Below are 23008 nucleotides of genomic sequence, written 5' to 3'. Positions count from 1 at the left end.
AAAATCGATTGCCCCGGTCCGGTCACTGAGACGAACCTTGCGCGGGTTGCACTCATTCGACCAGTCATGGGGCGTCATGCAGATCAGCGATCTTCCCTATCCGGATCCCGGGGTACCCGACGCCCGCTCCGGGCCCCGCTTCCTGTGGTGGCTGGGCCGGGGACAGCTCGGCGGCCAGGCCCGGAGCCTGGCCTGGGGCCTGGTGCACTTCTGCGGGGTCGCCGGGCTGCCCTACACGGTCGGCGTGGGCGTCGAGGCGGTCGTGGACCGCGACGGCGCCGGACTGCTGCTGGCCGGCGGGCTGCTCCTGCTGTTCGGCGCGGCCATCTCCGTCGGCGACGCCATGCTGCACCGCACCGCCGTCACCAACTGGATCACCGCGGCCGCCCGGGTGCAGCAGCTGCTCGCCCGGAAGACCGCCGAACTGGGCTCCGCGCTGACCCGCCGGGTCGCGGCGGGAGAAGTCACCACCGTCTCGACAGGCGACGTGGAAAAGATCGGATGGTTCGTCGAGGCGGTGTCCCGCTTCCTGGCCGCCGCGTTCGCGGTCGTCGCCATCTGCGTGGGCCTGCTCTTCTACGCCCCGGCCATCGGCGTGGTCGTCGCGGCGGGCGTGCCGGTGCTCGCCCTGTCGGTGCTGCCGCTGCTGCCGCGCGCCACCCGGCGCGCGGACCTCCAGCGGGAGAAGGCCGGCAAGGCCACCGAGCTGGCCTCGGACACCGTGGCGGGCCTGCGGGTGCTGCGCGGCATCGGCGGTGAGGAACTGTTCCTGGGCCGCTACCGGGAGGCATCCCAGGAGGTCCGCGAGGCGGCCGTGCGCAGTGCGCGGATGTGGGCCCTGATCTCCGCGGTCCAGGTGCTGCTGCCGGGCGCCCTGCTGATCACCGTGGTCTGGTACGGGGCGGTGCTCGTGCGGGACGGCCGGCTGTCGGTCGGCGAACTCGTCGCGGCCTTCAGCGCCGTGGCCACGATGCTGTACCCGTTGCGGCACTTCGAGGAGATCGCGCAGGCCTACTCCTTCTCGCGGCCCTCGGCCGCGCGTGCGGCGCGCGTGCTGTCGCTGACGCGCACGGAGGACGGGGCGGAGGGCTCCGCCCCGGCGGAGGCGGCCGCTCCGTCACCGGGCGGGGACCTGTACGACCCCGGCACGGGGCTGCTGGCCCCGGCCGGGCGGCTGACCGCGGTGGTGTGCGGGGACCCTGACCTGGCGGGACGGCTCGCGGAGCGGCTCGGCGGGCACCCCGTGGACGGGGCGGGCGGGACGCTCCCGGTGCTGCTGGGCGGGGTCGCGCTGGACGGACTCCCGCTGGACGCGGCGCGCGGGCTGGTCCTCGTACAGGACAAGGATCCGGTGCTGCTGTCCGGGACGCTGCGGGAGCTGTTCGACGTACCGGCCTCTGGGGCGGTCACGGCGGGGGCGGCGCTGGCCGCCGCCCGCTGCGGAGACGTCCTGGACGCCCTGCTCCAGTCGGCCCCGGAAGGCGTGGAGGACCCGATGGACGCGCGGATCACCGAGCGCGGCCGGTCCCTGTCGGGCGGGCAGCGCCAGCGGCTCGCGCTGGCCAGGTCCCTGGTCACCGACCCGGAGGTGCTCGTGCTGGACGAGCCGACGTCGGCGGTGGACTCGCACACCGAGGCGCGGATCGCCGAGGGGGTCGCGGAGCTGCGCGCCGGGCGCACGACGGTGGTCCTGGCGTCCTCGCCGCTGCTGCTGGACCGCGCGGACCGGGTCGTCCTGGTCCACGAGGGGCGGGCGGTGGCGGCGGGCACCCACCGGGAGCTGATGCGCGGGGAACCGCGCTACCGGGCGGTCGTCACCCGGGAGACGGAAGAGGAACAGCGGTCGGCCGCGGCGGGCGCGGCCGTACCGGCCGAGGAACTCACAGGGATCGAGGAATCCGCATGATCGGCGTGGCTCCGCCGCAACACGACCCGGCGGCCCCCGAAACGGCCGCCACCCTGCCGGTGGGCACGTCGGCGACCGTACGGGGCTACGTGCGCGGGCTGCTGCGGCGGCACCGGCGTGCCTTCGTGGTGCTGGTCTGCGTCAACGCGGTCGCGGTGGTCGCCTCCATGGCCGGCCCGTACCTGCTGGGGCAGGTCGTGGACGGTCTCTCGGCGGGGGCGCGGGAACTCCGTCTCGGGCGGGTGGCGCTGCTGTTCGCGGTGGCGCTGGCCGTGCAGACCTGCTTCGTGCGGCTGGTGCGGCTGCGCGGGGCGATGCTCGGCGAGGAGATGCTGGCCGACCTGCGCGAGGACTTCCTGGTGCGCTCGGTCGGCCTGCCGCCGGGCGTCCTGGAGCGGGCCGGCACCGGCGACCTGCTGTCGCGGATCACCACCGACATCGACCGGCTCGCCAACGCGATGCGCGAGGCCGTGCCGCAGCTGGCCATCGGCGTGGTGTGGGCCGGGCTGCTCTACGGCGCCCTCGCGGTCACCGCGCCCCCGCTGGCGCTGGCCGCGCTGGTGGCGCTGCCGGTGCTGGTCGTCGGGTGCCGCTGGTACTTCCGGCGGGCCCCTTCGGCCTACCGCTCGGAGGCCGCCGGGTACGCGGCGGTCGCGGCCGTGCTGACCGAGACGGTCGACGCGGGGCGCACGGTCGAGGCGCACCGCCTGGGCGGGCGCCGGATCGAGCTGTCGGAGCGGCGGATCAAGGAGTGGACGGCGTGGGAGCGGTACACGCTGTTCCTGCGGACGGTCCTGTTCCCCGTCGTCAACGTCACCTACGTGACGATCCTCGGCGCGGTGCTGATGATCGGCGGCTACTGCGTGCTGCGGGGCTGGCTGTCGGTGGGGCAGCTGACCACGGGGACGCTGCTGGCGCAGATGATGGTCGACCCGATCGGCCTGATCCTGCGCTGGTACGACGAGCTGCAGATCGCCCAGGTGTCGCTGGCGAGGCTGGTGGGCGTACGGGAGATCGAGCCGGACGCCGGCGACCGGGCGGTCGCCCCCGAGGGGCGGGACGTGCGGGCGCAGGAGGTGCGCTTCGGCTACCGGGAGGGCGTGGACGTCCTGCACCGGGTGTCGATGTCCGTGCCGCCGGGCACCCGGATGGCCCTGGTGGGCCCTTCGGGAGCGGGGAAGTCCACGCTGGGCCGGCTGCTGGCGGGCGTCTACGCGCCGCGGACGGGCGAGGTCACGCTGGGCGGGGCCCGGCTGTCGCGGATGCCCGCGGAGCGGGTGCGCGAGCACGTGGCGCTGGTCAACCAGGAGCACCACGTGTTCGTGGGCACCCTGCGGGACAACCTGCGCCTGGCCCGGACGGGCGCGGCGGACGCCGAGTTGTGGGCGGCGCTGGGCGCGGTGGACGCCGACGGCTGGGCGCGGGCGCTGGAGTCGGGGCTGGACACCGAGGTCGGTTCCGGCGGGAGCGCACTGACCCCGGCCCAGGCCCAGCAGGTGGCGCTGGCCCGGCTGGTGCTGGCGGATCCGCACACGCTGGTGCTGGACGAGGCGACCTCGCTGCTGGACCCGCGCGCGGCCCGGCACCTGGAGCGTTCGCTGGCGCGGGTGCTGGACGGCCGTACGGTCATCGCGATCGCGCACCGGCTGCACACCGCGCACGACGCGGACGTGATCGCGGTGGTCGAGGGCGGCCGGATCAGCGAACTCGGCTCGCACGACGAGCTGGTGGCGGCCGACGGGGCGTACGCGTCCCTGTGGCGGTCCTGGCACGGCTGACCGGGCGGGGCCGCGCGGCCTGCGGGTGCGCGGCCTGCGGGTGGGCGGCGTGCGAGTGGGCGAAGGGGTGGCGGGCGGTCCGGGGCTCAGATGAAGCCGAGGGCCGCCGCGCCGCCCATGCCGCCGAGGAGCATGAAGACCGGCATGAGCACCTTGAGCTCGACCCAGCTGCCGGCCCGGAAGCGCATCATCTTCGGCGGTCCCACCGCGTACCAGCGCTTCCCGGCTATCGGCAGGGGCCACAGGATGGGGCAGCCGGAGACCGTCAGCGCGTCGCCGATGTCGTGGACCAGCGCGCCGAGCAGGACCGGCAGGCCGAGCCAGAGGTACTCCTGGCCCGGGCCGGTGAACAGCCAGCCGGCACCGTTGCCGGGCTCGTCGAGCACCACCGCCAGGATCCACGCGCTGGTCGCGCCGAGCAGCCAGACCAGGACGTCGCTGGACATCCGGGCCGCCCGCCACAGCAGTCCCTCGACCGCCAGCACCAGGTGCACGAAGAGCAGCCCCAGCACGCCCCAGCGGTCGAAGCCGACCGCGACGGCCGAGGAACCCGCGCCTATGAGGACGGCCCAGAGCCAGGTGTGCGTCAGTGTGCGGTGGCCACCGCTGCGGCGGGCGTCGCGCGGTGAGCGGGTCGCCTTGTAGACGGCGTACGAGAGCTTGTCGACCACCTCGCACAGGCCCCGGGAAAGGGGGCCGAAGGCGCGCGAGATCGTCGCCGACTTGTGGTCGAGGTCGGGGGCCAGGGCCGCGCCCGCGCAGATGAGGGCGCCGACGACCAGCACGGGCCACGGCATCGGGTGTCCGAACGCCGCCGCGGCCGCGCCCACCCCCAGCCAGGCGGCCGCCCCGGACAGTGAGTGCGCCGGACCCATCATGGTCGTTTCCCGCCCCGGTCCTGTCGTGGTGGGGCCCTGTGGAGGGATTCGGTCGGGCCGCCTCGACGGCCCAGCGTACCCGTGATGATCTTCGCTCCGTCCGCCGGTTCCCTCTTCCGGGGGGAATCCAGGCAAGATGGGGGGCGTGACCCTCATTGATCAGCTCCCGCCGACCGCCGACCCCGACGCCCTCTTCGAGGCCTTCTCCTCGTGGGCGGAGGACCAGGGCATCACCCTGTACCCGGCGCAGGAGGAGGCGCTGATCGAGGTCGTCTCCGGCGCGAACGTGATCCTGTCCACCCCGACCGGCTCCGGCAAGAGCCTGGTGGCGGCCGGAGCGCACTTCACCGCGCTGGCCCAGGACAAGGTCACCTTCTACACCGCGCCCATCAAGGCGCTGGTGTCGGAGAAGTTCTTCGACCTGTGCAAGCTCTTCGGCACCGAGAACGTCGGCATGCTGACCGGCGACGCGTCCGTGAACGCCGACGCCCCGGTCATCTGCTGCACCGCCGAGGTGCTGGCCTCCATCGCCCTGCGCGACGGCAAGTACGCCGACATCGGCCAGGTCGTGATGGACGAGTTCCACTTCTACGCGGAGCAGGACCGCGGCTGGGCCTGGCAGATCCCGCTGCTCGAACTGCCGCAGGCGCAGTTCGTGCTGATGTCGGCGACCCTCGGCGACGTGAAGCGGTTCGAGGAGGACCTGACCCGCCGGACCGGCCGCCCGACCTCGGTGGTCCGCTCCGCGACCCGGCCCGTCCCGCTCTCCTACGAGTACGTGACCACGCCGATCACCGACACCATCACCGAGCTGCTGGAGACCCGGCAGTCGCCGGTCTACATCGTGCACTTCACCCAGGCCCAGGCGGTCGAGCGGGCGCAGTCGCTGATGAGCATCAACATGTGCACCCGCGAGGAGAAGGACAAGATCGCGGAGCTGATCGGCAACTTCCGCTTCACCACCAAGTTCGGCCAGAACCTCTCCCGCTACGTCCGCCACGGCATCGGCGTCCACCACGCGGGCATGCTGCCCAAGTACCGGCGCCTCGTGGAGAAGCTGGCCCAGGCCGGCCTGCTGAAGGTCATCTGCGGCACCGACACCCTCGGCGTCGGCGTCAACGTCCCGATCCGCACGGTGCTGTTCACCGCGCTCACCAAGTACGACGGCAACCGCGTCCGCACGCTGCGCGCCCGGGAGTTCCACCAGATCGCCGGCCGGGCCGGCCGGGCCGGCTTCGACACCGCCGGCTTCGTGGTCGCCCAGGCGCCCGAGCACGTCATCGAGAACGAGAAGGCCCTCGCGAAGGCCGGGGACGACCCGAAGAAGCGCCGCAAGGTGGTCCGCAAGAAGGCCCCCGAGGGCTTCGTGGCCTGGTCGGACACCACCTTCGAGAAGCTGATCGCCGCCGACCCGGAGCCGCTGACCTCGCGCTTCAAGGTCACCAACATCATGCTCCTCTCGGTGATCGCCCGCCCCGGAGACGCCTTCCAGGCGATGCGCCACCTCCTGGAGGACAACCACGAGCCGCGCAAGGCCCAGCTGCGCCACATCCGCCGGGCCATCGCGATCTACCGCTCGCTGCTGGACGGCGGTGTCGTGGAGAAGCTCGACACCCCGGACGCCGAGGGCCGCACGATCCGGCTCACCGTCGACCTCCAGCAGGACTTCGCGCTGAACCAGCCGCTGTCCACCTTCGCGCTGGCCGCCTTCGACCTGCTGGACCCGGAGTCCCCCTCCTACGCCCTGGACATGGTCTCCGTCGTCGAGTCCACGCTGGACGACCCGCGCCAGATCCTGGCGGCCCAGCAGAACAAGGAGCGGGGCATCGCGGTCGGCGCGATGAAGGCCGACGGCATCGAGTACGAGGAGCGGATGGAGCGCCTCCAGGAGGTGACCTATCCCAAGCCCCTCGAAGAGCTGCTCGTCCACGCCTACGACGTCTACAGCAAGAGCCACCCCTGGGTGCGGGACCACCCCGTCTCCCCGAAGTCGATCATCCGCGACATGTACGAGCGCGCGATGACCTTCACCGAGTTCACCTCCTTCTACGAACTGGCCCGTACCGAGGGCATCGTGCTGCGGTACCTGGCGAGCGCGTACAAGGCGCTGGACCACACCATCCCCGACGACCTGAAGTCCGAGGACCTCGAAGACCTCATCGCCTGGCTGGGCGAGCTGGTCCGCCAGGTCGACTCCAGCCTCCTCGACGAGTGGGAGCAGCTGGCGAACCCTGAGGTGGAGACGGCGGAGCAGGCCCAGGAGAAGGCCGACCAGGTCAAGCCGGTCACTGCCAACTCCCGCGCGTTCCGCGTGCTGGTCCGCAACGCGATGTTCCGCCGGGTCGAGCTGGCGGCCCTGGACCACGTCGACCAGCTGGGCGAGCTCGACGCCGAGTCCGGCTGGGACGCCGACGCCTGGGGCGAGGCCATGGACGCGTACTGGGACGAGTACGACGACCTCGGCACCGGCCCCGACGCGCGCGGCCCGAAGCTCCTCCAGATCGAGGAGGACCCGGCGCACGGCCTGTGGCGCGTCCGCCAGGCCTTCGCCGACCCGAACGGCGACCATGGCTGGGGCATCAGCGCCGAGGTCGACCTCGCCGCGTCCGACGAGGAGGGCCGGGCCGTCATCCGGGTCACCTCGGTCGGCGAGCTCGGCGAGCTCTGACCGGAACCCGCAAGCCACCGCGGGCGGCCCTGCCCGGCCCGCCGGACCCGACAGTGGAGAACCTGTGATGACGAACCCCGCCGAGAGACTGGTCGATCTGCTCGACCTGGAGCAGATCGAGGTCAACATCTTCCGGGGGGCGAGCCCCCAGGAGTCCCTCCAGCGCGTGTTCGGCGGGCAGGTCGCCGGCCAGGCGCTGGTGGCCGCCGGCCGGACCACCGAGAGCGACCGGCCGGTCCACTCGCTGCACTCGTACTTCCTGCGCCCGGGCATCCCCGGGGTCCCGATCGTGTACCAGGTGGAGCGGGTGCGTGACGGGCGCTCCTTCACCACGCGCCGGGTCACCGCCGTCCAGCAGGGCAAGACCATCTTCAACCTGACCGCCTCCTTCCATCACCCGGAGGAGGGCAGCATCGAGCACCAGCTGCCTCCCCGCCTCGACTTCCCCCACCCGGACACGCTCCCGAAGGTCGTGGACGAGATCCGCGGGCACCTGGGCACGCTGCCCGAGGCGCTGGAGCGGATGGCCCGCCGTCAGCCCTTCGACATCCGGTACGTGGACCGGCTCCGCTGGACCCCCGAGGATCTCAAGGACGCCGACCCGCGCAGCGCGGTATGGATGCGGGCGGTCGGCCCGCTGGGCGACGACCCCCTCGTGCACACCTGCGCCCTCACCTACGCCAGTGACATGACCCTCCTCGACGCCGTGCGCATCCCCGTGGAGCCGCTGTGGGGCATGCGCGGTTTCGACATGGCCTCGCTCGACCACGCCATGTGGTTCCACCGGCCGTTCCGGGCCGACGAGTGGTTCCTGTACGACCAGGAGTCGCCCATCGCCCACGGCGGCCGGGGGCTGGCCCGCGGCCGCATCTACGACCTGGAGGGCAGGCTGCTGGTGTCCGTGGTGCAGGAGGGCCTCTTCCGCCCGTACCCGGCCGCCAAGGCCAGGCCCGCCGTCTCACCGCAGTGACACCCGGGGTGCCCGCGGCCTCCGGGGCGCCCCCCTTCTCCACCGGCCACCCTCCTCACCGAAGAGCTGATCGCACCGATGACCACCCCGGCCCTCCCCTGCCCCTGCGGGCTGCCCGCCTCCTACGCGGACTGCTGCGGCCGCTTCCACTCCGGCGCGCGGCAGGCGCCCACCGCCGAGCTGCTGATGCGGTCCCGCTTCAGCGCCTTCGCGGTCGGCGACACCGCCTACCTCATGCGTTCCTGGCACCCCTCGACCCGTCCGGGCCGGCTCGACCTGGACCCGGACCAGCGCTGGGAGCGGCTGGAGATCCTCGCCACCGAGCGCGGCGGGATGTTCGAGACGGAGGGGTCGGTGGAGTTCCGCGCCCACTACCGCGAGGGCGGCCACACCGGCTCGCTGCGCGAGCACAGCTCCTTCTCCCGCGAGGAGGGGGCCTGGGTCTACGTCGGCCCGCTCTCCCCCGTCGAGTTCGACTGACCGCGCGCGCCGGCCAGGGCGGCGTCCAGGCCGGCGCGGTAGCCGCGGACCTCGTCCGGCGGCTCCGCCAGCAGCAGCCGCCGGGCCACGGCCTCGGCAGCCGGAACCCGGGGGTGGCCGTAGGGCGGCGGCGGGGCGAGGGCGGCGAGGACGATCCGCTCCGCCGGGTCGGGCACGGCGGCCCGCGCCTCCGCCTCCGGTAGCACGGACGCCAGTACGGCGGCCCGCTCCCAGGGGTCGGCTGCCCGTCTCAGCAGCAGCCCCACGTGCCGCTCCCGCCACCTGCGCGGCCGCAGGTCCGCCCCGGCCGCCATCAGCTCCCGGTCCCCCGGGGGTGCGGCCCCGCGCAGCAGTCCGGGCTCCCGGGCGGCGAACTCCCGCAGCTCCGCGGCCAGGTAGAGCCAGACGACGGCCCGGTAGCGGTTGATGCGGTAGCCGACGGGCTTGAGGTGCCCGCAGCGCGCGAGGCGGGTGAACCGGCTCGGCCCCACCTCCAGCACCCGCGCGCCCGCGTCGGCGCCCGCTGCGGTCTCGACCCGCGCGCGCAGCTCCCGCGGGAACCCCTCCCCCGCCCTGACCCGGTCCAGTTCGGCCCGGGTGAAACGGACGGCGCCGCGCGCCGCCCGGGGCCCCGGTCGGACCAGCCCCAGCTGGACGGCCCGGGCGAACTCTCCCCGGCTCAGTCCCAGTTCTCCGGCCGCGCTGATGCCGCTGAGCGGCGCGCACGCCCGCGTCTCCACCTTCATCACAGTCCTCCCCCACGAGTGGCGATCACTCCGTGTGAAGACCGTAACCGCGGGTGACGGCAGCATGCGAGGCCTGTGGATAACTTCGGACCAGGCCCGGACCAGGCCCGGACCCGGCCCGGCCGTCAGCCCCCGGTGATGCGCCGCTCCGCGACGCCCAGGTGCTCCCCGACCCGGTTGACCAGCAGCGTCATCTCGTACGCCACCTGCACGATGTCGGCCTCCGCGGCGCTCAGCGCGCACAGGCAACTGCCGGAGCCGGCCGCCACCACGAAGAGGAACCCCTCGTCGTACTCGACCATCGTCTGGCGCACCTCCCCGGCCCGGAAATGCCGCCCGGAGCCCTTGGCGAGGCTCTGCAACCCGGCCGCGACGGCCGCCAGGTGCTCCGCGTCCTCCCGCGCCAGCCCCGCGCTCGCGGCCGTCACCAGCCCGTCGTTCGAGAGGACCACCGCGTGCCGGACCTGCTGGACCCTGCGCGTCAGATCGTCCAACAGCCAGTCGAGCTGCTTGTCCAGTGCCATTTCCAGCCCCTCCCCGTTGACCCGGCCGACGCGGCCGCGCCCCACCCCGCTTGGTCGTGCCGCAAGCCTTCCCCACCAGGGGCTTTCCGGCAAGGAGGATGGACGCATGGCACGGAAGATGACTCAAGAGGAATGGCGGGCGTTCGGCCGCCGTGCCGACCGCGCCCCGACGCCGCCCCCACCCGACGAGGACGGGGGGCCGCACACCGCTCCCATCTGGTCCGTTCCCCGCCGCGGGTCCCGTCGCCTTCACCACGGCCCGGAAGGCCGTCAAGGGGCGGAATCCGGCCCCATCCGAAAGACGCGGTCTACGGCCCGACGGCGTCGAGCAGCCGGGCCGTGTGCACCCGGCCGGCGTACTCCACCAGCCTGATCAGCACTTCCTTCCCCGAGTCCTTGTCCCGCGCGTCACAGAGCACCACCGGGGTCCCCTGCTCCAGGTCCAGCGCCCGCGACACCTCGTCCGAGGCGTAACTGCGCGCCCCGCTGAAACAGTTGACGGCGACCACGAAGGGGATCCGCCGGTGCTCGAAGTAGTCCACCGCCGGGAAGCAGTCCTCCAGCCGCCGGGTGTCGGCGAGGACGACCGCCCCCAGCGCGCCCTGCGACAGCTCGTCCCACAGGAACCAGAACCGGTCCTGGCCCGGCGTCCCGAACAGGTAGAGCGACAGGCCCGCCCGGATGGTGATCCGGCCGAAGTCCATGGCCACGGTCGTCGTGGTCTTCTGGTCCACCCCGCCCGTGTCGTCGACCAGTTCCCCCGCCTCGCTCAGCAGCTCCTCCGTGCGCAGGGGCCTGATCTCGCTGACCGCGCCCACGAGCGTGGTCTTGCCCACCCCGAAGCCGCCGGCCACGAGGATCTTCAGGGCGAGGGCGGCGAGTTCCTCCTCGGCCGCGGCTCCGGCGCCGGAACCCCCGGGACCCTTCGTGCCGTCGTCGTGCAGTCCCATCACAGTGCTCGCAATCCCTCGATGACTTCCCGCAGAATCCGCTCGTCCGGCAACCGCGCGGGCGGCACCGGCCGGCTGACCCGCACGTGTCCCGCCTCCAGCAGGTCGCCCAGCAGCACCCGCACCACGCCCACCGGCAGGTCCGCCTCGGCGGCGAGCTCCGCGACCGACTGGGTCTCGGAGCGGCAGAGCCCGAGCAGGGTCCGGTGCTCCGGGCCGAGCAGGGCGTCGTCCACCGCGGCGGCCGCATCCGGGTCCACCACGACCAGGGCGATCAGGTCGAACCGGACCCCGTGCGGGCCCGGCTTCGTACGTCCTCCGGTCATGGCGTACGGGCGGACCAGCGGGCCCGCCTCGGCGTCGTACCACTGGCCCTCCATCCGCCGGACCGCCGCGCTCACCCGGCGACCGGGGGGCGGACCGCGAACCGCGGCGGCGTGTAGAGGTGCTCGCCGACCCGCCTGACCAGCCGGGCCATCTCGTAGGCGATCAGCCCGATGTCGGCGCCGGCGGTGCTGAGGACGGCCAGGCAGGAGCCGTCCCCGGCCGCCGCGACGAAGAGGAACCCCTCGTCCATCTCGACCATCGTCTGCCGCACGCTCCCGGCGTGGAAGTGCCGGCCGGCGCCCTTGGCGAGGCTGTGGAAGCCGGAGGCGACCGCTGCCAGGTGCTCGGCGTCCTCCCGGCCCAGGGCGCTGGAGGAGCCCACCGCCAGACCGTCGTTGGAGAGCACGACCGCGTGGCGGACCTCGCGGACCCGCATGACGAGTTCGTCGAGCAGCCAGTCGAGTTCGCCGGATCCGCGGACCCCGTCGAGGGCGGTCCTGTGGTGTTCGATCATCACACTTCTCCTTCGCTGCCTGCGTGGGGGGAATCGTCCTGGGAGCCGCGCGCCCACCCGGCCCGGTAGGCGGCCATCCGGTCGCGCGCCTGTTCCGGGGTGCGGTCCGCAGGGGCCGCCGGGGGCCGTGCGCCCGCCGGGCCCCGGGCGGCGTCGGGGGCCTCGCGCAGCTGCGGGACCAGGCTGGCCTGGCGTACGCGGCGCGGCAGTTCGGTCACCGAGGCGGCCTGGGCGGCCGGTTCCGGTGCGGGCGCCGGTGCGGTACGGATGACCGTGCCGCCGGGGCCGCGCGGCCGCAGCGGCGCCACGGGGGCGGGTACGGTGGCCCGCCGCGGTCCGGCGTCGGGCCCGGACCCGGACCCGGACCCTGCCGCGGGCGCGTCGGCGGTCGCGGTGGCGCGCGCGTGCTCGGGCGCGGCCTCCGGTGCGGAGCCGGACGGAAGCTCCGGTTCCTGCGGCTCGACGGTCGGCGGGGCCTCGATCGCCCCCTGCAGGAGGGAGTTGGGCAGCAACACCACGGCGGTGGTGCCCCCGTAGGGCGAGGGCCGCAGGTGCACCTGGATCCCGTGGCGCGCCGAGAGCCTGCTGACCACGAACAGGCCGAGCCGGTCGCTGTCGAAGAGGTCGAGGTCCTCGCAGTGCTCGATCCGGCGGTTGGCCTCCGCGAGCGCCTCGCGCCCCATGCCGAGTCCGCGGTCCTCGACCTCCAGGACGTAGCCGGCGCCGACGGGTTCGCCGCTGACCCGGACCCTGGTGTGCGGCGGGGAGAACTGGGTGGCGTTCTCGATCAGTTCGGCGAGCAGGTGGGTCAGGTCGGCGACGGATCCGCCGACGACGGCCGTCTCGGCGAGCCGGCGCACCTCCACGCGCGGGTAGTCCTCGATCTCCGAGACGGCGGCGCGCACGACGTTGGTCAGCGGCACCGGCATCCGCCACGCCCGGCCCGGGGCCGCGCCGGAGAGGATGATCAGGCTTTCGGCGTGGCGGCGCATCCGGGTCGTGAGGTGGTCGAGGCGGAAGAGGTCGCCGAGTTCGCCCGGGTCGTCGGCGCGGCGCTCCATGGAGTCGAGGAGGTCGAGCTGCTTGTGCACCAGGACCTGGCTGCGCCGGGCGAGGTTGACGAAGACTCCGCTCACCCCGTCGGCGAGTTCGGCGCGTTCGACGGCGGCGCTGAGGGCGGCCCGGTGGACGGTGGACAGGGCCTCGCCGACCTGGGTGATCTCGTCCTCGGCGGGCGGACCGGCCGGGGCCTCGGCCTCGACGTCGATGTCCGCGGCCCGCCCGGCCCGCAGCCGCTCCATGGCCTGCGGGAGCTTGCGGTGGGCGATATCCAGCGCGGTGTTGCGCAGCGACACCAGCTCGACCACCAGGGCGCGGCCGATGCGTACGGAGATCACCAGCGAGGCCGCGACCGCCGCCAGGCCCAGCAGCACCGCCCCGCCGGCCGGGCCGAACGCGCCTTCGGCGAGCGGGTCGGCGCGCCCGGCGGACCCCGCGTGCGCGGCCTGCCGCACCTCGCGCATGGAACCGCTCACGGCCGCGTACGCGGTGTCCCAGCCGGCGGGCACCCCGCGGACCTCGCGCGCCGCCGAGGCGGCCGCCGAAGCGGCGGGGGCGGAGGTCGCGGCGGCGGGGACTGGGTTCGCGGCGGCCGGTGCGGGGGCCCCGGCCAGGGCCCGGTCCTCGGCGGCGGTGAGCTCGGCGTAGGGGGTGCCCTTCGAGACGGTCTCCCAGGCGGACCGCTGGGCCGTCGGCAGGTCCCGCCCGGTGGCGGCGGTGAGGGTGCGGCGGGCCTCCACGGTGCCGGCCAGGCGGCGCAGGGCGTCGGCGGTGCGGGGGCCGGGCAGGGCGAGCAGCGCGTCCTCCCGGGCCAGCAGCTCGCCGGCACGGGCGAACTCCAGCAGCACCCGGGCGTCGGGGCCGAGTTCGGCGTCGGAGCCGCCGGAGAGGGCGCCTTCGGCGGCGAGGGCGGAGTCGGCCACGCGGGTGTAGGTCTCGTAGGCGCCCTCGGGGGTGGCGCGGCGGGCGGTGACGTCCTTGCGGGCGGGTCCGAGCGCCTCCGCGGCGGCGACGAAGGCCCCGAGGCGGGCGACGGTGTCGGTGCGGTAGTCGCCGGAGTCGGCGACGGTGTGCCGGTCGCCGAGGCGCAGCCGGCGTACGGCTTCGTCGGTGCGGCGGGCCTGCTGTTCGAGGGCGGGGGCCTCGCCGGAGGCGGGGTCGGCCAGCAGGCGGACGGCGGCCCGGCGTTCGGCCTGGATCTCGGTGAGGGCGGCCGCGAGGGGGGTGCGTATCTCGGCGTCGACCTGGCGGACCCTGCTGAGCCGGGCTATCTCCTGGGCGGTGCTGACGGTGGCGAAGCCCCAGAGGGCGAGCAGGGAGACGACCGGGACCATCAGCAGGGAGACGATCTTCGCCCGGACGGTGGCGGGCCGCAGCCGCCCCCACGGCCCGCCGGCCCGGACGGGGCCGGTGCCCCCGGCCGGGGCGGGGCGGCCGGGTCCGGGTTCCGGCGGTTCCGCGGCGGGGGGCCCCGCGTGCGCGCGGCGGCCGCGGGACGGGGGTTCGGGGAGCCGCGGTGGCGCTGCTTCCGGTCTGCTGCGGGGTCTGCGCATGGGTTCCTCGTTCCGGGCGGTACGGATCCTCGGGGGGCGGTCGGGGGTCAGCGGGAGGGGAGGGGGCCCTCGCCGAGCGGCCGTCCGGCCGCGGCGGCGGTGGCGGCGGCCGGGGCGGAACGGGCGCCGCCGCCGGGAGCCGCCGCGGGAGCCCCCGTCGCGGAGGCCGAGGCCGACGCCGCCCGCTCGTCCGCCGTCGGGGACAGCGCCACGAAGGCGGCGGTGATGAAGAGGTAGGAGCCGAGTCCGACCGCGAGCGGGAAGATGAACTGCATGGCGGTGGCTCCGGACAGTGCCGTGTCCGAGGGGGTGACGCGGACGGATACGGCCAGCATTCCCGTGTAGTGCATGCTGCTGACTGCGGCGCCCATGACGAGGGAGGCGACGGCGACGGCCACCGGCGACTTGATGTTGAGGGCGGCCCACAGCGCGGCGGTGGCGGCGACGACGGCGATGGCGACCGAGAGGCCGACGGTGAGCGGGTCGTACTCGATCCGGCCGTGCAGGCGCAGGGCGGCCATGCCGAGGTAGTGCATGCTCGCGACCCCGAGTCCGGTGGTCAGGCCGCCGAGGACGAGGGAGCGGCCGCGGTCCCTGCCGTAGCCGACGGCGAAGACCCCGGCGCCGACGACGGCCACGGCGACGAGCAGGCTCAGCAGGGTCATCGGCACGTCGTAGTGGATCTCGGTGCCGGTGACGTGGAAGCCGAGCATGGCGATGAAGTGCATCGTCCAGATGCCGGTGCCGATGGCGGAGGCGGCGGTGAGGAGCCAGTTGCGCCGGGAAGCGCCGGTCGCGGCGAGCGCGCGGACGGTGCAGCGCAGGCCGAGGGCGGCGCCGATCGACGCCATCACGTACGACAGTGCGGGTGTCAGCCAGCCATAGGCGGCGTGGTCCAGGTGTCCCATGGCCACGGGACGCTAGTCCGGGTGAGGGCGCGAACAAGGGGCGCATTTCGAAAGACGCTGTAACTGCTGGAATATGACAGAGAGACGTTCATCTCCGATCACACGACGTGTCACCTTGTGCACGGTCCGCAGGGGCGGAGGCGGTGCGGGATCATGTGCGCATGAGCCGTATGAGTCGTACGAACGAAGACCACACGCATGTGCAGGAGTTCTTCGGTGCCCGCGCGGCCGCCTGGGACGGGAAGTTCCCGGAGGACGGGCCCGCCTTCGAGACCGCCGTGGCGGAGTTCGGCGTGGGGCCCGGGAACCGGGTGCTCGACGCGGGCTGCGGGACCGGCCGGGCCCTGGTCCCGCTCCGTGCGGCGGTCGGGCCGTCCGGGACCGTGCTCGGCGTGGACCTGACCGCGGAGATGCTGGCCGAGGCGCGGCGGGCCGGACGCGACCGCGAGGGGACCCTGCTGCAGGGCGACGTGGCCCGGCTGCCGCTGCGGGACGGGGCGCTGGACGCGGTCTTCGCCTCCGGGCTGATCGCCCACCTGCCCGATCCCGCCGAGAACCTGCGCGAGCTCGCCCGCGTGGTCCGCCCCGGCGGCCGGCTCGCGCTCTTCCACCCGATCGGGCGGGCCGCGCTCGCCGCGCGCCACGGCCGCGAGCTGACCCCGGACGACCTGCGGGCCGAGCAGAACCTCGGCCCCCTGCTGTCCGGTTCCGGCTGGCGGATGACCTCGTACTCCGACGAGGACACCCGCTTCCTGGCGCTGGCCGTACGCGGCGACTGACCGCCGCGCCGGGGTCCGGCGTCACGCCGGTGCCGGCGCCGTGCCGGGGGCCCCGCGCTAGGCCGGGGGCTGGGCGTCGGCTCCGGCCGGGCGGCGCGGGTGCGGCACGGGGCAGCCGCCGGCACCGGGCACGGGGAACGTGCCGAGCTCGCCGACGTCGTAGCCGTCGCGGTAGCCCTTGATCTCCGGGTTCTGGCGGGCGTAGTGCGGGGCGGTGCGCGGGGGCAGCAGCCGTACCGCCCGGCCGCGCAGCCACAGCGCGCCCCGGACCAGCCGCCGCAGGCCCGGGGTCGGGGCCTCGTACCGGAAGGCGTACAGCAGCGGCTCGTCGAGCAGGGCGAGGCTCGCGCGGCGCACGGCGGGGGCGAGCGGTGCCGGGTACCAGGAGGCCATCAGGTCGAGGGTGGAGTCGGCGACCGAGCGGCCCCCCTCGTCCCAGCCGAAGTGGGCCGACTCGTAGGCGTTCAGCGTGGTCTCGAACTCCTCGTAGGAGCCCGGGACGTCCGTGATGCCCAGGTGCCGGCCGAGGGCGGCGTAGTAGTTGGCGCAGGCCCGGCGCTCGTGGTGGGTCAGCGGGCGCCAGCCGTAGACGTCCAGCCAGCGCGCCGGAATCACCACGAACGTGCACAGGACGTAGCGCATGTCCTCGTTGGAGATGTCGTAGCTGCGGTGCATCTGGTTGACGCGGCGGATCGCGGTGCGCGCGGTGTCGCTGTCGAAGCCGTGCTCGACGACCGCGTCGAGGAGCAGCGAGGTGTCGTCGTACCGCTTCTGGGCGCGCTCGGTGAACTCGGCGGTCTCCGCGAGGAGGGCCCCGATGGAGGGGACGGCGTAGGTCCTGAAGAGCGCGAGCTCCAGGGCCCGGGTGAAGTCCCAGGGGAACTCGTAGGTGGCGGTGAGCCGGTAGATGGCGAGGAAGTCCTTGTCGGGGTCGAGCCGGAGGATCTCCCTCAGCCGGTCGTAACGCTGCACCGGTCTCCCTTTCTGTGGCGGGTCCCCAACTCTACGTGCAGGTGGCGGGCTTGGAAATCGATGCCCGCCGGGTCTCGACGCGCGAGTTACCCGCTGGTTAAGGTGCGCCGACGAGAACGCGATCGGGAGGCACCGGGAGGCCACGTGTCCGACGAGGAGGACGGGGGCTCGCTGTACGTGCTGACGGCCGTGCTGCTGACCCCCGCGCAGTTCCCGGCGGTGCTCGGCGACGATTTCCCCGAGGCGTGCGCGCATCTGGGCGTGGAGCCGGCCGCCGACGGGTACGGGCTGGTGCTGGGACAGGACGAGGAGGGCGCGCGCTGGACGGTCGTCGTGGACGACGTCTCGCTCGTGGCCACCGCCATCGCCTCCTGGGACTGCGGCATGGAGTACGACCTGTCGCCCGACGAGCACACGATCGTGGTCTCGCTGGCGGGCTGGCCGCTGGAGCTGACGGTCTCCACGGCGGGCATCCCGGAGCCGCACGACCCTGAACAGGGCGCGGACGGCACGGGACGGGTGCCGCTGGCGCCGCCCTCGGCGAAGGTCTGGGGGGCGGTGCAGCGACGGCTGGGCGCGGACCAGATCGCCCGGGAGTGGACGGACTGGCACGAGCGCGTAGCGGAGGACGGCGGCGCGGCCGCCGCCGCGCACCCCGGGCTCGCGCGGGCGCTGGGCGAGGCCGCCGGGTACGCGCGGCAGGCGCCGCCGCCGGGGCGGGTCCGGTCGGCCTTCGCGGGCGAGGGCGTACGGACCCTGCGGGCGGACGGGCCCGGCTGGTCGCTGGTGGCCCGGACGGGCGGCCCGGCCTTCGTCCTGCTGGACGAGGAGCCGGGCGGGGTCCTGGCCGTCCCCCGCGAAGGGGAAGCCGGGCTGCCGGAGCTGTCCGGCCTGCTGGCGGCGCTGGACGGCGTGGCGGCACGGCCGGCCTGAGCGCGCGGAGCACGTCGCACGGAGTCCGGCCGAGCACGGCACCGGGCACCGGGCACCGGGCACCGGGCACGGAACACAGGGTGCGGAACACGGAACACGGGGGAACGTGATGGCGGAATCGATGGAGCCGGTGGAGTCCCGGCCGGTGGGCGTGGTCGTGGGCGGCCGGGCGGAGGTCGTCGACGACGACTGGGGGCGCGAGCGGGCGGTGATCCGGCTGGACGCCGACCGGTTCGGCCCCGAAGCCCTCTACGGGCTGGAGGACTTCTCCCACGTCGAGGTCGTGTACCACTTCGACCGGGTGCCGGAGGAGAAGGTCGAGACGGGTGCCCGGCACCCGCGGGGGAACCGGGACTGGCCCCTGGTCGGGATCTTCGCCCAGCGCGGCAAGAACCGCCCCAACCGGATCGGCCTGTCCCGGTGCAGGGTGATCGAGGTGGACGGCCTGGACGTGCACGTGGAGGGCCTGGACGCGGTGGACGGCACCCCGGTGCTCGACCTCAAGCCCCACATGGCCGAGTTCGCCCCGCGCGGCGAGACCCGCCAGCCGGAATGGGCGACGGCCCTGATGCGGGACTACTACTAGGCCGTCGGACGGCCGCCTGGTCCGCCCCGCCGCCCCCGTCAGACGCGTTCGAGCGGGACGTGCGGGAGGGCCGGGAGGGTGGCGGATATGCGGTCGCCGGGGCGGATCGTGCCGCCCTGGCGGACCACGCCCATGATCCCGGCCTTGCGGACCACCCGGCCCTCCTCGTCCCGGCCGACGACCTGCTTGAGCAGGCCGTCCTGGAAGGCGTTGATCTGCGGGCACGGATTGCGCAGGCCCGTCACCTCCACCACCGCCTCCTCGCCCAGGCGCAGCAGCGTGCCCGTCGGCAGGGCGTGCAGGTCTATGCCCTCGGTCGTGACGTTCTCCCCGAGCTGGCCCGGGGAGACGCTGAAGCCTGCTCCGGCGACCTCGTCGAACAGTTCCCGGTGGATCAGGTGCACCTGGCGCAGGTTGGGCTGGGTCGGGTCCGCCGCCACGCGCGAGCGGTGCTTGACCGTGACCCCCGCGTGGACGTCGCCCTCGACGCCGAGGCCGGCCAGGAGCGTGATGCTCTCCCGGTTGGGCTTGGTGAAGGAGTACTCGGCATTGCTGCTGACGGCCGCGACCGTCGCGCCGCTCGCCGCGCCGGTCGGCTCCGCGCCGTGCTCGGTCATGGTGGTGCTCATGAGAAGGTCCCCCCGTCCCCCGGCCGCCCCTGGCGGCCGGACTGCTGCTTCCGCCATGGTCAACGCGCGGGCGCGGCCGTGTGTTCCCGGCCGCGTGCCGTCCCGGACTGGCCGACGCGACCCTTGCCGGGGTCCGGGAGCCGCATGACGATGGGGCCCTCCGCGTACCCGGCTCAACGACCCCGCGGGAGGGTGACATGGGCGATCCGTCGCCGGCGCTGCCGGGCGGGACCGATCCCGTCGAGCGCACGCGCGTACTGCGACGGGCGCACGAGGCCTTCACCCGGGACGGGCGGGTCGAGCCGCCGGTCCGGGCCGTGATCGCACAGTCCTGGCGGCGGTGCGCCCGCGCTCGGGTCAGCCCGGAGTGCGCGCCCCGGCAGGCCCGGGCGGAGGCGGAGCTGCCCGCCTACCGGGAGCAGCATCCGCTGGCCCGGGTGATGCCGCTGTTCCGGGACCTGGTGGGGGCGTTCGCGGCGCACGGTGCCCACCTGCTCGCGGTGTGCGACGCCCGCGGCGAGCTGCTGTGGGTCGAGGGCGAGACGGCCACCCTGCGCCGTGCCGAGCGGCTCGGCTTCGTACCGGGCACGCGCTGGGCGGAGTCGGCGATGGGGACCAACGCGCCCGGCACGGCGGTGGCCGTCGGGGAGCCCGTACAGGTCTTCGGCGCCGAGCACTTCAGCCGCCTGGTGCACCCCTGGACGTGCGCGGCGGCCCCGGTGCGGGACCCGGGCACGGGGCGGGTCCTCGGGGCGGTGGACATCACCGGCGGCGACGGGCTGGCCCATCCGCACTCGCTGGCGTTCGTCCAGGCGGTGGCCCGGGCCGCCGAATCCCAGCTGGCGCTGCTGGCCCCGGAGCCTGCGGCGTCCCGCGACACCCTCACGGCGCTCGGGCGGGACGAGGCGCTGCTGGTGCTCGGCGGCCGGCGGATCCCGCTGGGCCGGCGGCACAGCGAGATCGTGACGCTGCTCGCGCACCACCCCGAGGGGCTGTCCGGGGAGGAGCTGGCCTTCGCCCTGTACGAGGAGGAGTCGGTGGCGGCGGTGACGCTGCGGGCGGAGATGTCCCGGTTGCGGGCCCTGCTCGGCGCGGGGAACCTGCTCTCCCGCCCGTACCGCACCGCCGTCCCGCTGGAGGCCGATTTCACCGCCGTGACCCGGCACTTGGCGGCGGGTGCCGTCTCGGCCGCCCTGACCCGCTACCCGGGTCCCCTGCTGCCCGCCTCCTCGGCGCCCGGGATCGTGCGGCTCCGGCGGCGGATCGAGGAGCAGGCGCGGGCCGCGGTGATCGCCCGGGCGGACCCGGGGCTGCTGGCCGACTGGGTGTGCAGCCCGTGGGGCGCGGAGGACCCGGAGGTGTGGCGGGCGCTGGCCGGAGTCCTGCCGTCGCAGGGGCGGGCGGCCGCACTGGCCCGCGTACGCTCCCTCGACGAGGAACTCGGCGTCCGGCGCGCAACGTACCCGCAACCTGCCCTCCCCTAGCGTCCCGACCGAGCGCCCGCCGACGGCGGCGGGCGCCCGGCAAGGGGAGGACACCCATGGCCCGTTACGCGGCACCCGGTACCGAGGGCGCGCTGATGTCGTACGAGTCCCGCTACGGCCACTTCATCGGCGGGGAGTACGTGGAACCGGCCCGCGGCCGGTACTTCGAGAACCCCTCCCCGATCACCGGCCGGCCCTTCACCGAGGTCGCGCGCGGCACGGCGGAGGACGTGGAACGCGCCCTGGACGCAGCACACGCGGCGGCACCGGCCTGGGGCCGTACGTCGGCGACCGAGCGCTCCGCGGTCCTGCTGCGCATCGCGGACCGGATGGAGCAGAACCTGGAGGCCCTCGCGGTCGCGGAGACCTGGGAGAACGGCAAGCCCATCCGCGAGACCCTGGCCGCGGACCTGCCGCTGGCCATCGACCAGTTCCGCTACTTCGCGGGCGCCCTGCGCGCGCAGGAGGGCGCGCTCAGCCAGATCGACGACGACACGGTGGCGTACCACTTCCACGAGCCGCTGGGCGTGGTCGGCCAGATCATCCCGTGGAACTTCCCCATCCTGATGGCCGTGTGGAAGCTGGCCCCCGCGCTGGCCGCCGGCAACACCGTCGTCCTCAAGCCGGCCGAACAGACCCCGGCCTCGGTCCACTACTGGCTGAGCCTGGTGGCGGACCTGCTCCCGCCGGGCGTGGTGAACATCGTCAACGGCTTCGGCGAGGAGGCAGGCAAACCCCTCGCCTCCAGCCCGCGCGTGGCGAAGATCGCCTTCACCGGGGAGACCTCCACGGGCCGCCTGATCATGCAGTACGCGGCGGAGCACCTGAAGCCGGTGACCCTCGAACTCGGCGGCAAGAGCCCGAACATCTTCTTCGACGACATCTGGGCGACGGACGACGACCTGCGCGACAAGGCGCTGGAGGGGTTCACGATGTTCGCCCTGAACCAGGGCGAGGTGTGTACGAGCCCGTCGCGCGCGCTGATCGAGCGCGGCCGGTACGGCGACTTCCTGGACGCGGCGGTGGCCCGCACGGAACTCATCGTCCCGGGCCACCCGCTGGACACGGACACGATGATCGGCGCGCAGGCCTCGGAGGAGCAGCTGCGCAAGATCCTCTCGTACGTGGAGATCGGCCAGCGGGAGGGCGCGAAGATCCTGACGGGCGGCGGCCGCATCGACCACGGCGGGGAGCTGGCGGGCGGCTTCTACGTGGAGCCGACCATCTTCGAGGGCGACAACCGGATGCGGATCTTCCAGGAGGAGATCTTCGGCCCGGTGGTGTCGGTGACCTCCTTCCAGGACTTCGACGACGCCGTCCGCATCGCCAACGACACGGCCTACGGCCTGGGCGCGGGCGTCTGGAGCCGCGACATCAACACCGCGTACCGCGCGGGCCGCGCCATCCAGGCGGGCCGCGTCTGGACGAACTGCTACCACGCCTACCCGGCCCACGCCGCCTTCGGCGGCTACAAGCAGTCTGGCATCGGCCGCGAGACCCACAAGATGATGCTGGAGCACTACCAGCAGACGAAGAACCTCCTGGTCAGCTACTCCCCCAAGAAGCTCGGATTCTTCTAGAGCCCGAAGTCGAGCTCCTGGAATGCAGATTGCTCTCCGGGAGCTCTCTTGCGATCAGACACCGACCGGTGTGAAACCACTGCACCGAGTACCCAAGGGGTCAACTCAGCCCTTCCTTCCGGACCAGTCACGGACCAGATTCCCGGCCGGCGCCCCTGCGGAACAGCGCAAGTCGATCCTCCAGCTACGGCCGGGCGGAGGGGTGTCGCCGTTCGCCTCGCAGGATGTTCTCAGGGGGTGGGCGGCGGCGGAATGGGCTTGCCAAGGGCGTCCGCGAGTGCGGCACTGATCAGGTTCGCCGGTACGTCGCACGGGCCGTTGCGGCGGCTCTTCGCCAAGGTGGGTATCTGAGGCGGGCATCCTCCCGTCGCGACATCGCTGTTGACCAGCACCACCACAGTGGCGTCCAGCCCCGGGTGGTAGAAGAGCGTCGCGGTGAAGCCGGGAATCTCGCCGGTGTGCCCGATCCAGTCGCGCACGCCCATAAGACCAAGGCCGTAGCTGGTTTCCGGTTTTCCCGGCTCCGGCAGGAGCGAGTTGAGCCGCTCGGGCGGCAGCAGGCGCCGGTCGCAACGGGTGCCGACGGCGGGTGGAACGCGGAACGACACGGCGGGGCGGCCACCCGACGGCTTCGCCGGGCCTGCGTCCCCTCGGCCGTGCCAATGTTCGCCGGACGGCGAAGTCCGGCCACGCGGAGCGGTGTTCAAGCCGTGTACCGCCCGAGTGGCTCCACGACCTCCGCGCAATCGTAACTGTGGGTGCCAGAATGACCGACGCTCCGTCA

21 protein-coding genes are annotated in these 23008 nt (G+C 74.0%); 10 read left to right on the top strand and 11 right to left on the bottom strand.

Annotated features, from left to right (window positions below):
* Nucleotides 1-76 precede the first annotated feature (76 nt).
* Nucleotides 77-1906 (top strand): ABC transporter transmembrane domain-containing protein, encoded by a 1830-nt coding sequence (locus OG553_RS30290; RefSeq protein WP_405982018.1) that lies wholly within the window; start codon nucleotides 77-79, stop codon nucleotides 1904-1906.
* Nucleotides 1903-3684, top strand: a complete 1782-nt coding sequence (locus OG553_RS30285; protein WP_405982017.1) for an ABC transporter ATP-binding protein — start codon at nucleotides 1903-1905, stop codon at nucleotides 3682-3684. The genes OG553_RS30290 and OG553_RS30285 overlap by 4 nt, the downstream gene beginning before the upstream one ends.
* An 86-nt stretch (nucleotides 3685-3770) precedes the next feature.
* Here the strand turns inward: OG553_RS30285 and OG553_RS30280 are convergent, their stop codons facing one another.
* Nucleotides 3771-4562 (bottom strand): metal-dependent hydrolase, encoded by a 792-nt coding sequence (locus OG553_RS30280; protein ID WP_405982016.1) that lies wholly within the window; start codon nucleotides 4560-4562, stop codon nucleotides 3771-3773.
* Between the two features lie 145 nt (nucleotides 4563-4707).
* On the opposite strand from OG553_RS30280, the gene OG553_RS30275 reads away from it, so the two are divergent.
* The 3 genes from OG553_RS30275 (at nucleotide 4708) to OG553_RS30265 (ending at nucleotide 8680) form a co-directional block, all read left to right on the top strand.
* Nucleotides 4708-7230, top strand: coding sequence for a DEAD/DEAH box helicase (locus tag OG553_RS30275; RefSeq protein WP_405982015.1), 2523 nt, complete (start codon nucleotides 4708-4710; stop codon nucleotides 7228-7230).
* Nucleotides 7231-7297: 67 nt separating this feature from the next.
* Nucleotides 7298-8200, top strand: a complete 903-nt coding sequence (locus tag OG553_RS30270) for an acyl-CoA thioesterase (RefSeq protein WP_405982014.1) — start codon at nucleotides 7298-7300, stop codon at nucleotides 8198-8200.
* A gap of 78 nt (nucleotides 8201-8278) precedes the next feature.
* Nucleotides 8279-8680, top strand: coding sequence for a YchJ family protein (locus OG553_RS30265; protein ID WP_405982013.1), 402 nt, complete (start codon nucleotides 8279-8281; stop codon nucleotides 8678-8680).
* On the opposite strand, the gene OG553_RS30260 is transcribed toward OG553_RS30265, so the two are convergent.
* From OG553_RS30260 to OG553_RS30230, 7 genes are all read right to left on the bottom strand, one after another.
* Complete coding sequence (locus tag OG553_RS30260; RefSeq protein WP_405982012.1) at nucleotides 8644-9426, bottom strand: DUF6397 family protein; 783 nt, start codon at nucleotides 9424-9426, stop codon at nucleotides 8644-8646. The genes OG553_RS30265 and OG553_RS30260 overlap by 37 nt on opposite strands.
* Nucleotides 9427-9551: 125 nt before the next feature.
* Nucleotides 9552-9950 (bottom strand): roadblock/LC7 domain-containing protein, encoded by a 399-nt coding sequence (locus OG553_RS30255; protein WP_042800536.1) that lies wholly within the window; start codon nucleotides 9948-9950, stop codon nucleotides 9552-9554.
* Between the two features lie 308 nt (nucleotides 9951-10258).
* The gene (locus OG553_RS30250) at nucleotides 10259-10900 is read right to left on the bottom strand and encodes a GTP-binding protein (protein WP_405982011.1); all 642 of its coding nucleotides are present in this window, start codon (nucleotides 10898-10900) and stop codon (nucleotides 10259-10261) included.
* The gene (locus OG553_RS30245) at nucleotides 10900-11280 is read right to left on the bottom strand and encodes a DUF742 domain-containing protein (RefSeq protein ID WP_405983180.1); all 381 of its coding nucleotides are present in this window, start codon (nucleotides 11278-11280) and stop codon (nucleotides 10900-10902) included. The genes OG553_RS30250 and OG553_RS30245 overlap by 1 nt, the downstream gene beginning before the upstream one ends.
* A 17-nt stretch (nucleotides 11281-11297) precedes the next feature.
* On the bottom strand, nucleotides 11298-11741 hold the full coding sequence (locus tag OG553_RS30240; RefSeq protein WP_405982010.1) for a roadblock/LC7 domain-containing protein: 444 nt from the start codon (nucleotides 11739-11741) through the stop codon (nucleotides 11298-11300).
* Nucleotides 11741-14353, bottom strand: a complete 2613-nt coding sequence (locus tag OG553_RS30235) for a nitrate- and nitrite sensing domain-containing protein (protein ID WP_405982009.1) — start codon at nucleotides 14351-14353, stop codon at nucleotides 11741-11743. Before OG553_RS30235 ends, OG553_RS30240 begins: the two co-directional genes overlap by 1 nt.
* A gap of 47 nt (nucleotides 14354-14400) precedes the next feature.
* Nucleotides 14401-15261: an MHYT domain-containing protein gene (locus OG553_RS30230; protein WP_405982008.1), complete on the bottom strand. Its 861-nt coding sequence runs from the start codon at nucleotides 15259-15261 to the stop codon at nucleotides 14401-14403.
* A gap of 170 nt (nucleotides 15262-15431) precedes the next feature.
* Between OG553_RS30230 and OG553_RS30225 the strand changes: the two genes are divergently transcribed.
* On the top strand, nucleotides 15432-16040 hold the full coding sequence (locus OG553_RS30225; RefSeq protein WP_405983179.1) for a class I SAM-dependent methyltransferase: 609 nt from the start codon (nucleotides 15432-15434) through the stop codon (nucleotides 16038-16040).
* 57 nt (nucleotides 16041-16097) lie between these two features.
* Here OG553_RS30225 and OG553_RS30220 read toward each other — a convergent pair whose 3' ends face one another.
* Entirely contained in the window at nucleotides 16098-17012 is a 915-nt protein-coding gene (locus tag OG553_RS30220; RefSeq protein ID WP_405982007.1) for an oxygenase MpaB family protein, read from the bottom strand.
* Between the two features lie 144 nt (nucleotides 17013-17156).
* On the opposite strand from OG553_RS30220, the gene OG553_RS30215 reads away from it, so the two are divergent.
* Nucleotides 17157-17945 carry a hypothetical protein gene (locus OG553_RS30215; protein ID WP_405982006.1) on the top strand — a complete coding sequence of 263 codons (789 nt, stop codon included), beginning with the start codon at nucleotides 17157-17159 and terminating at the stop codon, nucleotides 17943-17945.
* A gap of 109 nt (nucleotides 17946-18054) precedes the next feature.
* Nucleotides 18055-18531, top strand: coding sequence for an SAM-dependent methyltransferase (locus OG553_RS30210; RefSeq protein WP_405982005.1), 477 nt, complete (start codon nucleotides 18055-18057; stop codon nucleotides 18529-18531).
* A gap of 38 nt (nucleotides 18532-18569) precedes the next feature.
* Here OG553_RS30210 and OG553_RS30205 read toward each other — a convergent pair whose 3' ends face one another.
* Nucleotides 18570-19160 carry an MOSC domain-containing protein gene (locus tag OG553_RS30205; RefSeq protein ID WP_405982004.1) on the bottom strand — a complete coding sequence of 197 codons (591 nt, stop codon included), beginning with the start codon at nucleotides 19158-19160 and terminating at the stop codon, nucleotides 18570-18572.
* 197 nt (nucleotides 19161-19357) lie between these two features.
* On the opposite strand from OG553_RS30205, the gene OG553_RS30200 reads away from it, so the two are divergent.
* Entirely contained in the window at nucleotides 19358-20644 is a 1287-nt protein-coding gene (locus OG553_RS30200) for a GAF domain-containing protein (RefSeq protein ID WP_405982003.1), read from the top strand.
* Between the two features lie 56 nt (nucleotides 20645-20700).
* A complete protein-coding gene (locus tag OG553_RS30195; RefSeq protein ID WP_405982002.1) occupies nucleotides 20701-22224 on the top strand; it encodes an aldehyde dehydrogenase family protein in 1524 nt (507 codons plus the stop codon).
* Between the two features lie 230 nt (nucleotides 22225-22454).
* On the opposite strand, the gene OG553_RS30190 is transcribed toward OG553_RS30195, so the two are convergent.
* Nucleotides 22455-22832, bottom strand: coding sequence for a hypothetical protein (locus tag OG553_RS30190; protein WP_405982001.1), 378 nt, complete (start codon nucleotides 22830-22832; stop codon nucleotides 22455-22457).
* Nucleotides 22833-23008 lie beyond the last annotated feature (176 nt).

It is taken from the genome of Streptomyces sp. NBC_00158 (genome assembly GCF_045160885.1).
In the GTDB taxonomy this organism is placed as follows: Bacteria; Actinomycetota; Actinomycetes; order Streptomycetales; family Streptomycetaceae; genus Streptomyces.
This window is presented reverse-complemented; position numbering and strand designations above follow the sequence as displayed.

Coding starts and splice junctions, on each gene's coding strand:
- OG553_RS30290 (WP_405982018.1), top strand. CDS start 77: ATGCAGATCAGCGATCTTCCCTATCCGGATCCCGGGGTACCCGACGCC.
- OG553_RS30285 (WP_405982017.1), top strand. CDS start 1,903: ATGATCGGCGTGGCTCCGCCGCAACACGACCCGGCGGCCCCCGAAACG.
- OG553_RS30280 (WP_405982016.1), bottom strand. CDS start 4,562: ATGATGGGTCCGGCGCACTCACTGTCCGGGGCGGCCGCCTGGCTGGGG.
- OG553_RS30270 (WP_405982014.1), top strand. CDS start 7,298: ATGACGAACCCCGCCGAGAGACTGGTCGATCTGCTCGACCTGGAGCAG.
- OG553_RS30265 (WP_405982013.1), top strand. CDS start 8,279: ATGACCACCCCGGCCCTCCCCTGCCCCTGCGGGCTGCCCGCCTCCTAC.
- OG553_RS30260 (WP_405982012.1), bottom strand. CDS start 9,426: ATGAAGGTGGAGACGCGGGCGTGCGCGCCGCTCAGCGGCATCAGCGCG.
- OG553_RS30255 (WP_042800536.1), bottom strand. CDS start 9,950: ATGGCACTGGACAAGCAGCTCGACTGGCTGTTGGACGATCTGACGCGC.
- OG553_RS30250 (WP_405982011.1), bottom strand. CDS start 10,900: ATGGGACTGCACGACGACGGCACGAAGGGTCCCGGGGGTTCCGGCGCC.
- OG553_RS30245 (WP_405983180.1), bottom strand. CDS start 11,280: ATGGAGGGCCAGTGGTACGACGCCGAGGCGGGCCCGCTGGTCCGCCCG.
- OG553_RS30240 (WP_405982010.1), bottom strand. CDS start 11,741: ATGATCGAACACCACAGGACCGCCCTCGACGGGGTCCGCGGATCCGGC.
- OG553_RS30235 (WP_405982009.1), bottom strand. CDS start 14,353: ATGCGCAGACCCCGCAGCAGACCGGAAGCAGCGCCACCGCGGCTCCCC.
- OG553_RS30230 (WP_405982008.1), bottom strand. CDS start 15,261: ATGGGACACCTGGACCACGCCGCCTATGGCTGGCTGACACCCGCACTG.
- OG553_RS30225 (WP_405983179.1), top strand. CDS start 15,432: ATGAGTCGTACGAACGAAGACCACACGCATGTGCAGGAGTTCTTCGGT.
- OG553_RS30210 (WP_405982005.1), top strand. CDS start 18,055: ATGGCGGAATCGATGGAGCCGGTGGAGTCCCGGCCGGTGGGCGTGGTC.
- OG553_RS30205 (WP_405982004.1), bottom strand. CDS start 19,160: ATGAGCACCACCATGACCGAGCACGGCGCGGAGCCGACCGGCGCGGCG.
- OG553_RS30200 (WP_405982003.1), top strand. CDS start 19,358: ATGGGCGATCCGTCGCCGGCGCTGCCGGGCGGGACCGATCCCGTCGAG.
- OG553_RS30195 (WP_405982002.1), top strand. CDS start 20,701: ATGGCCCGTTACGCGGCACCCGGTACCGAGGGCGCGCTGATGTCGTAC.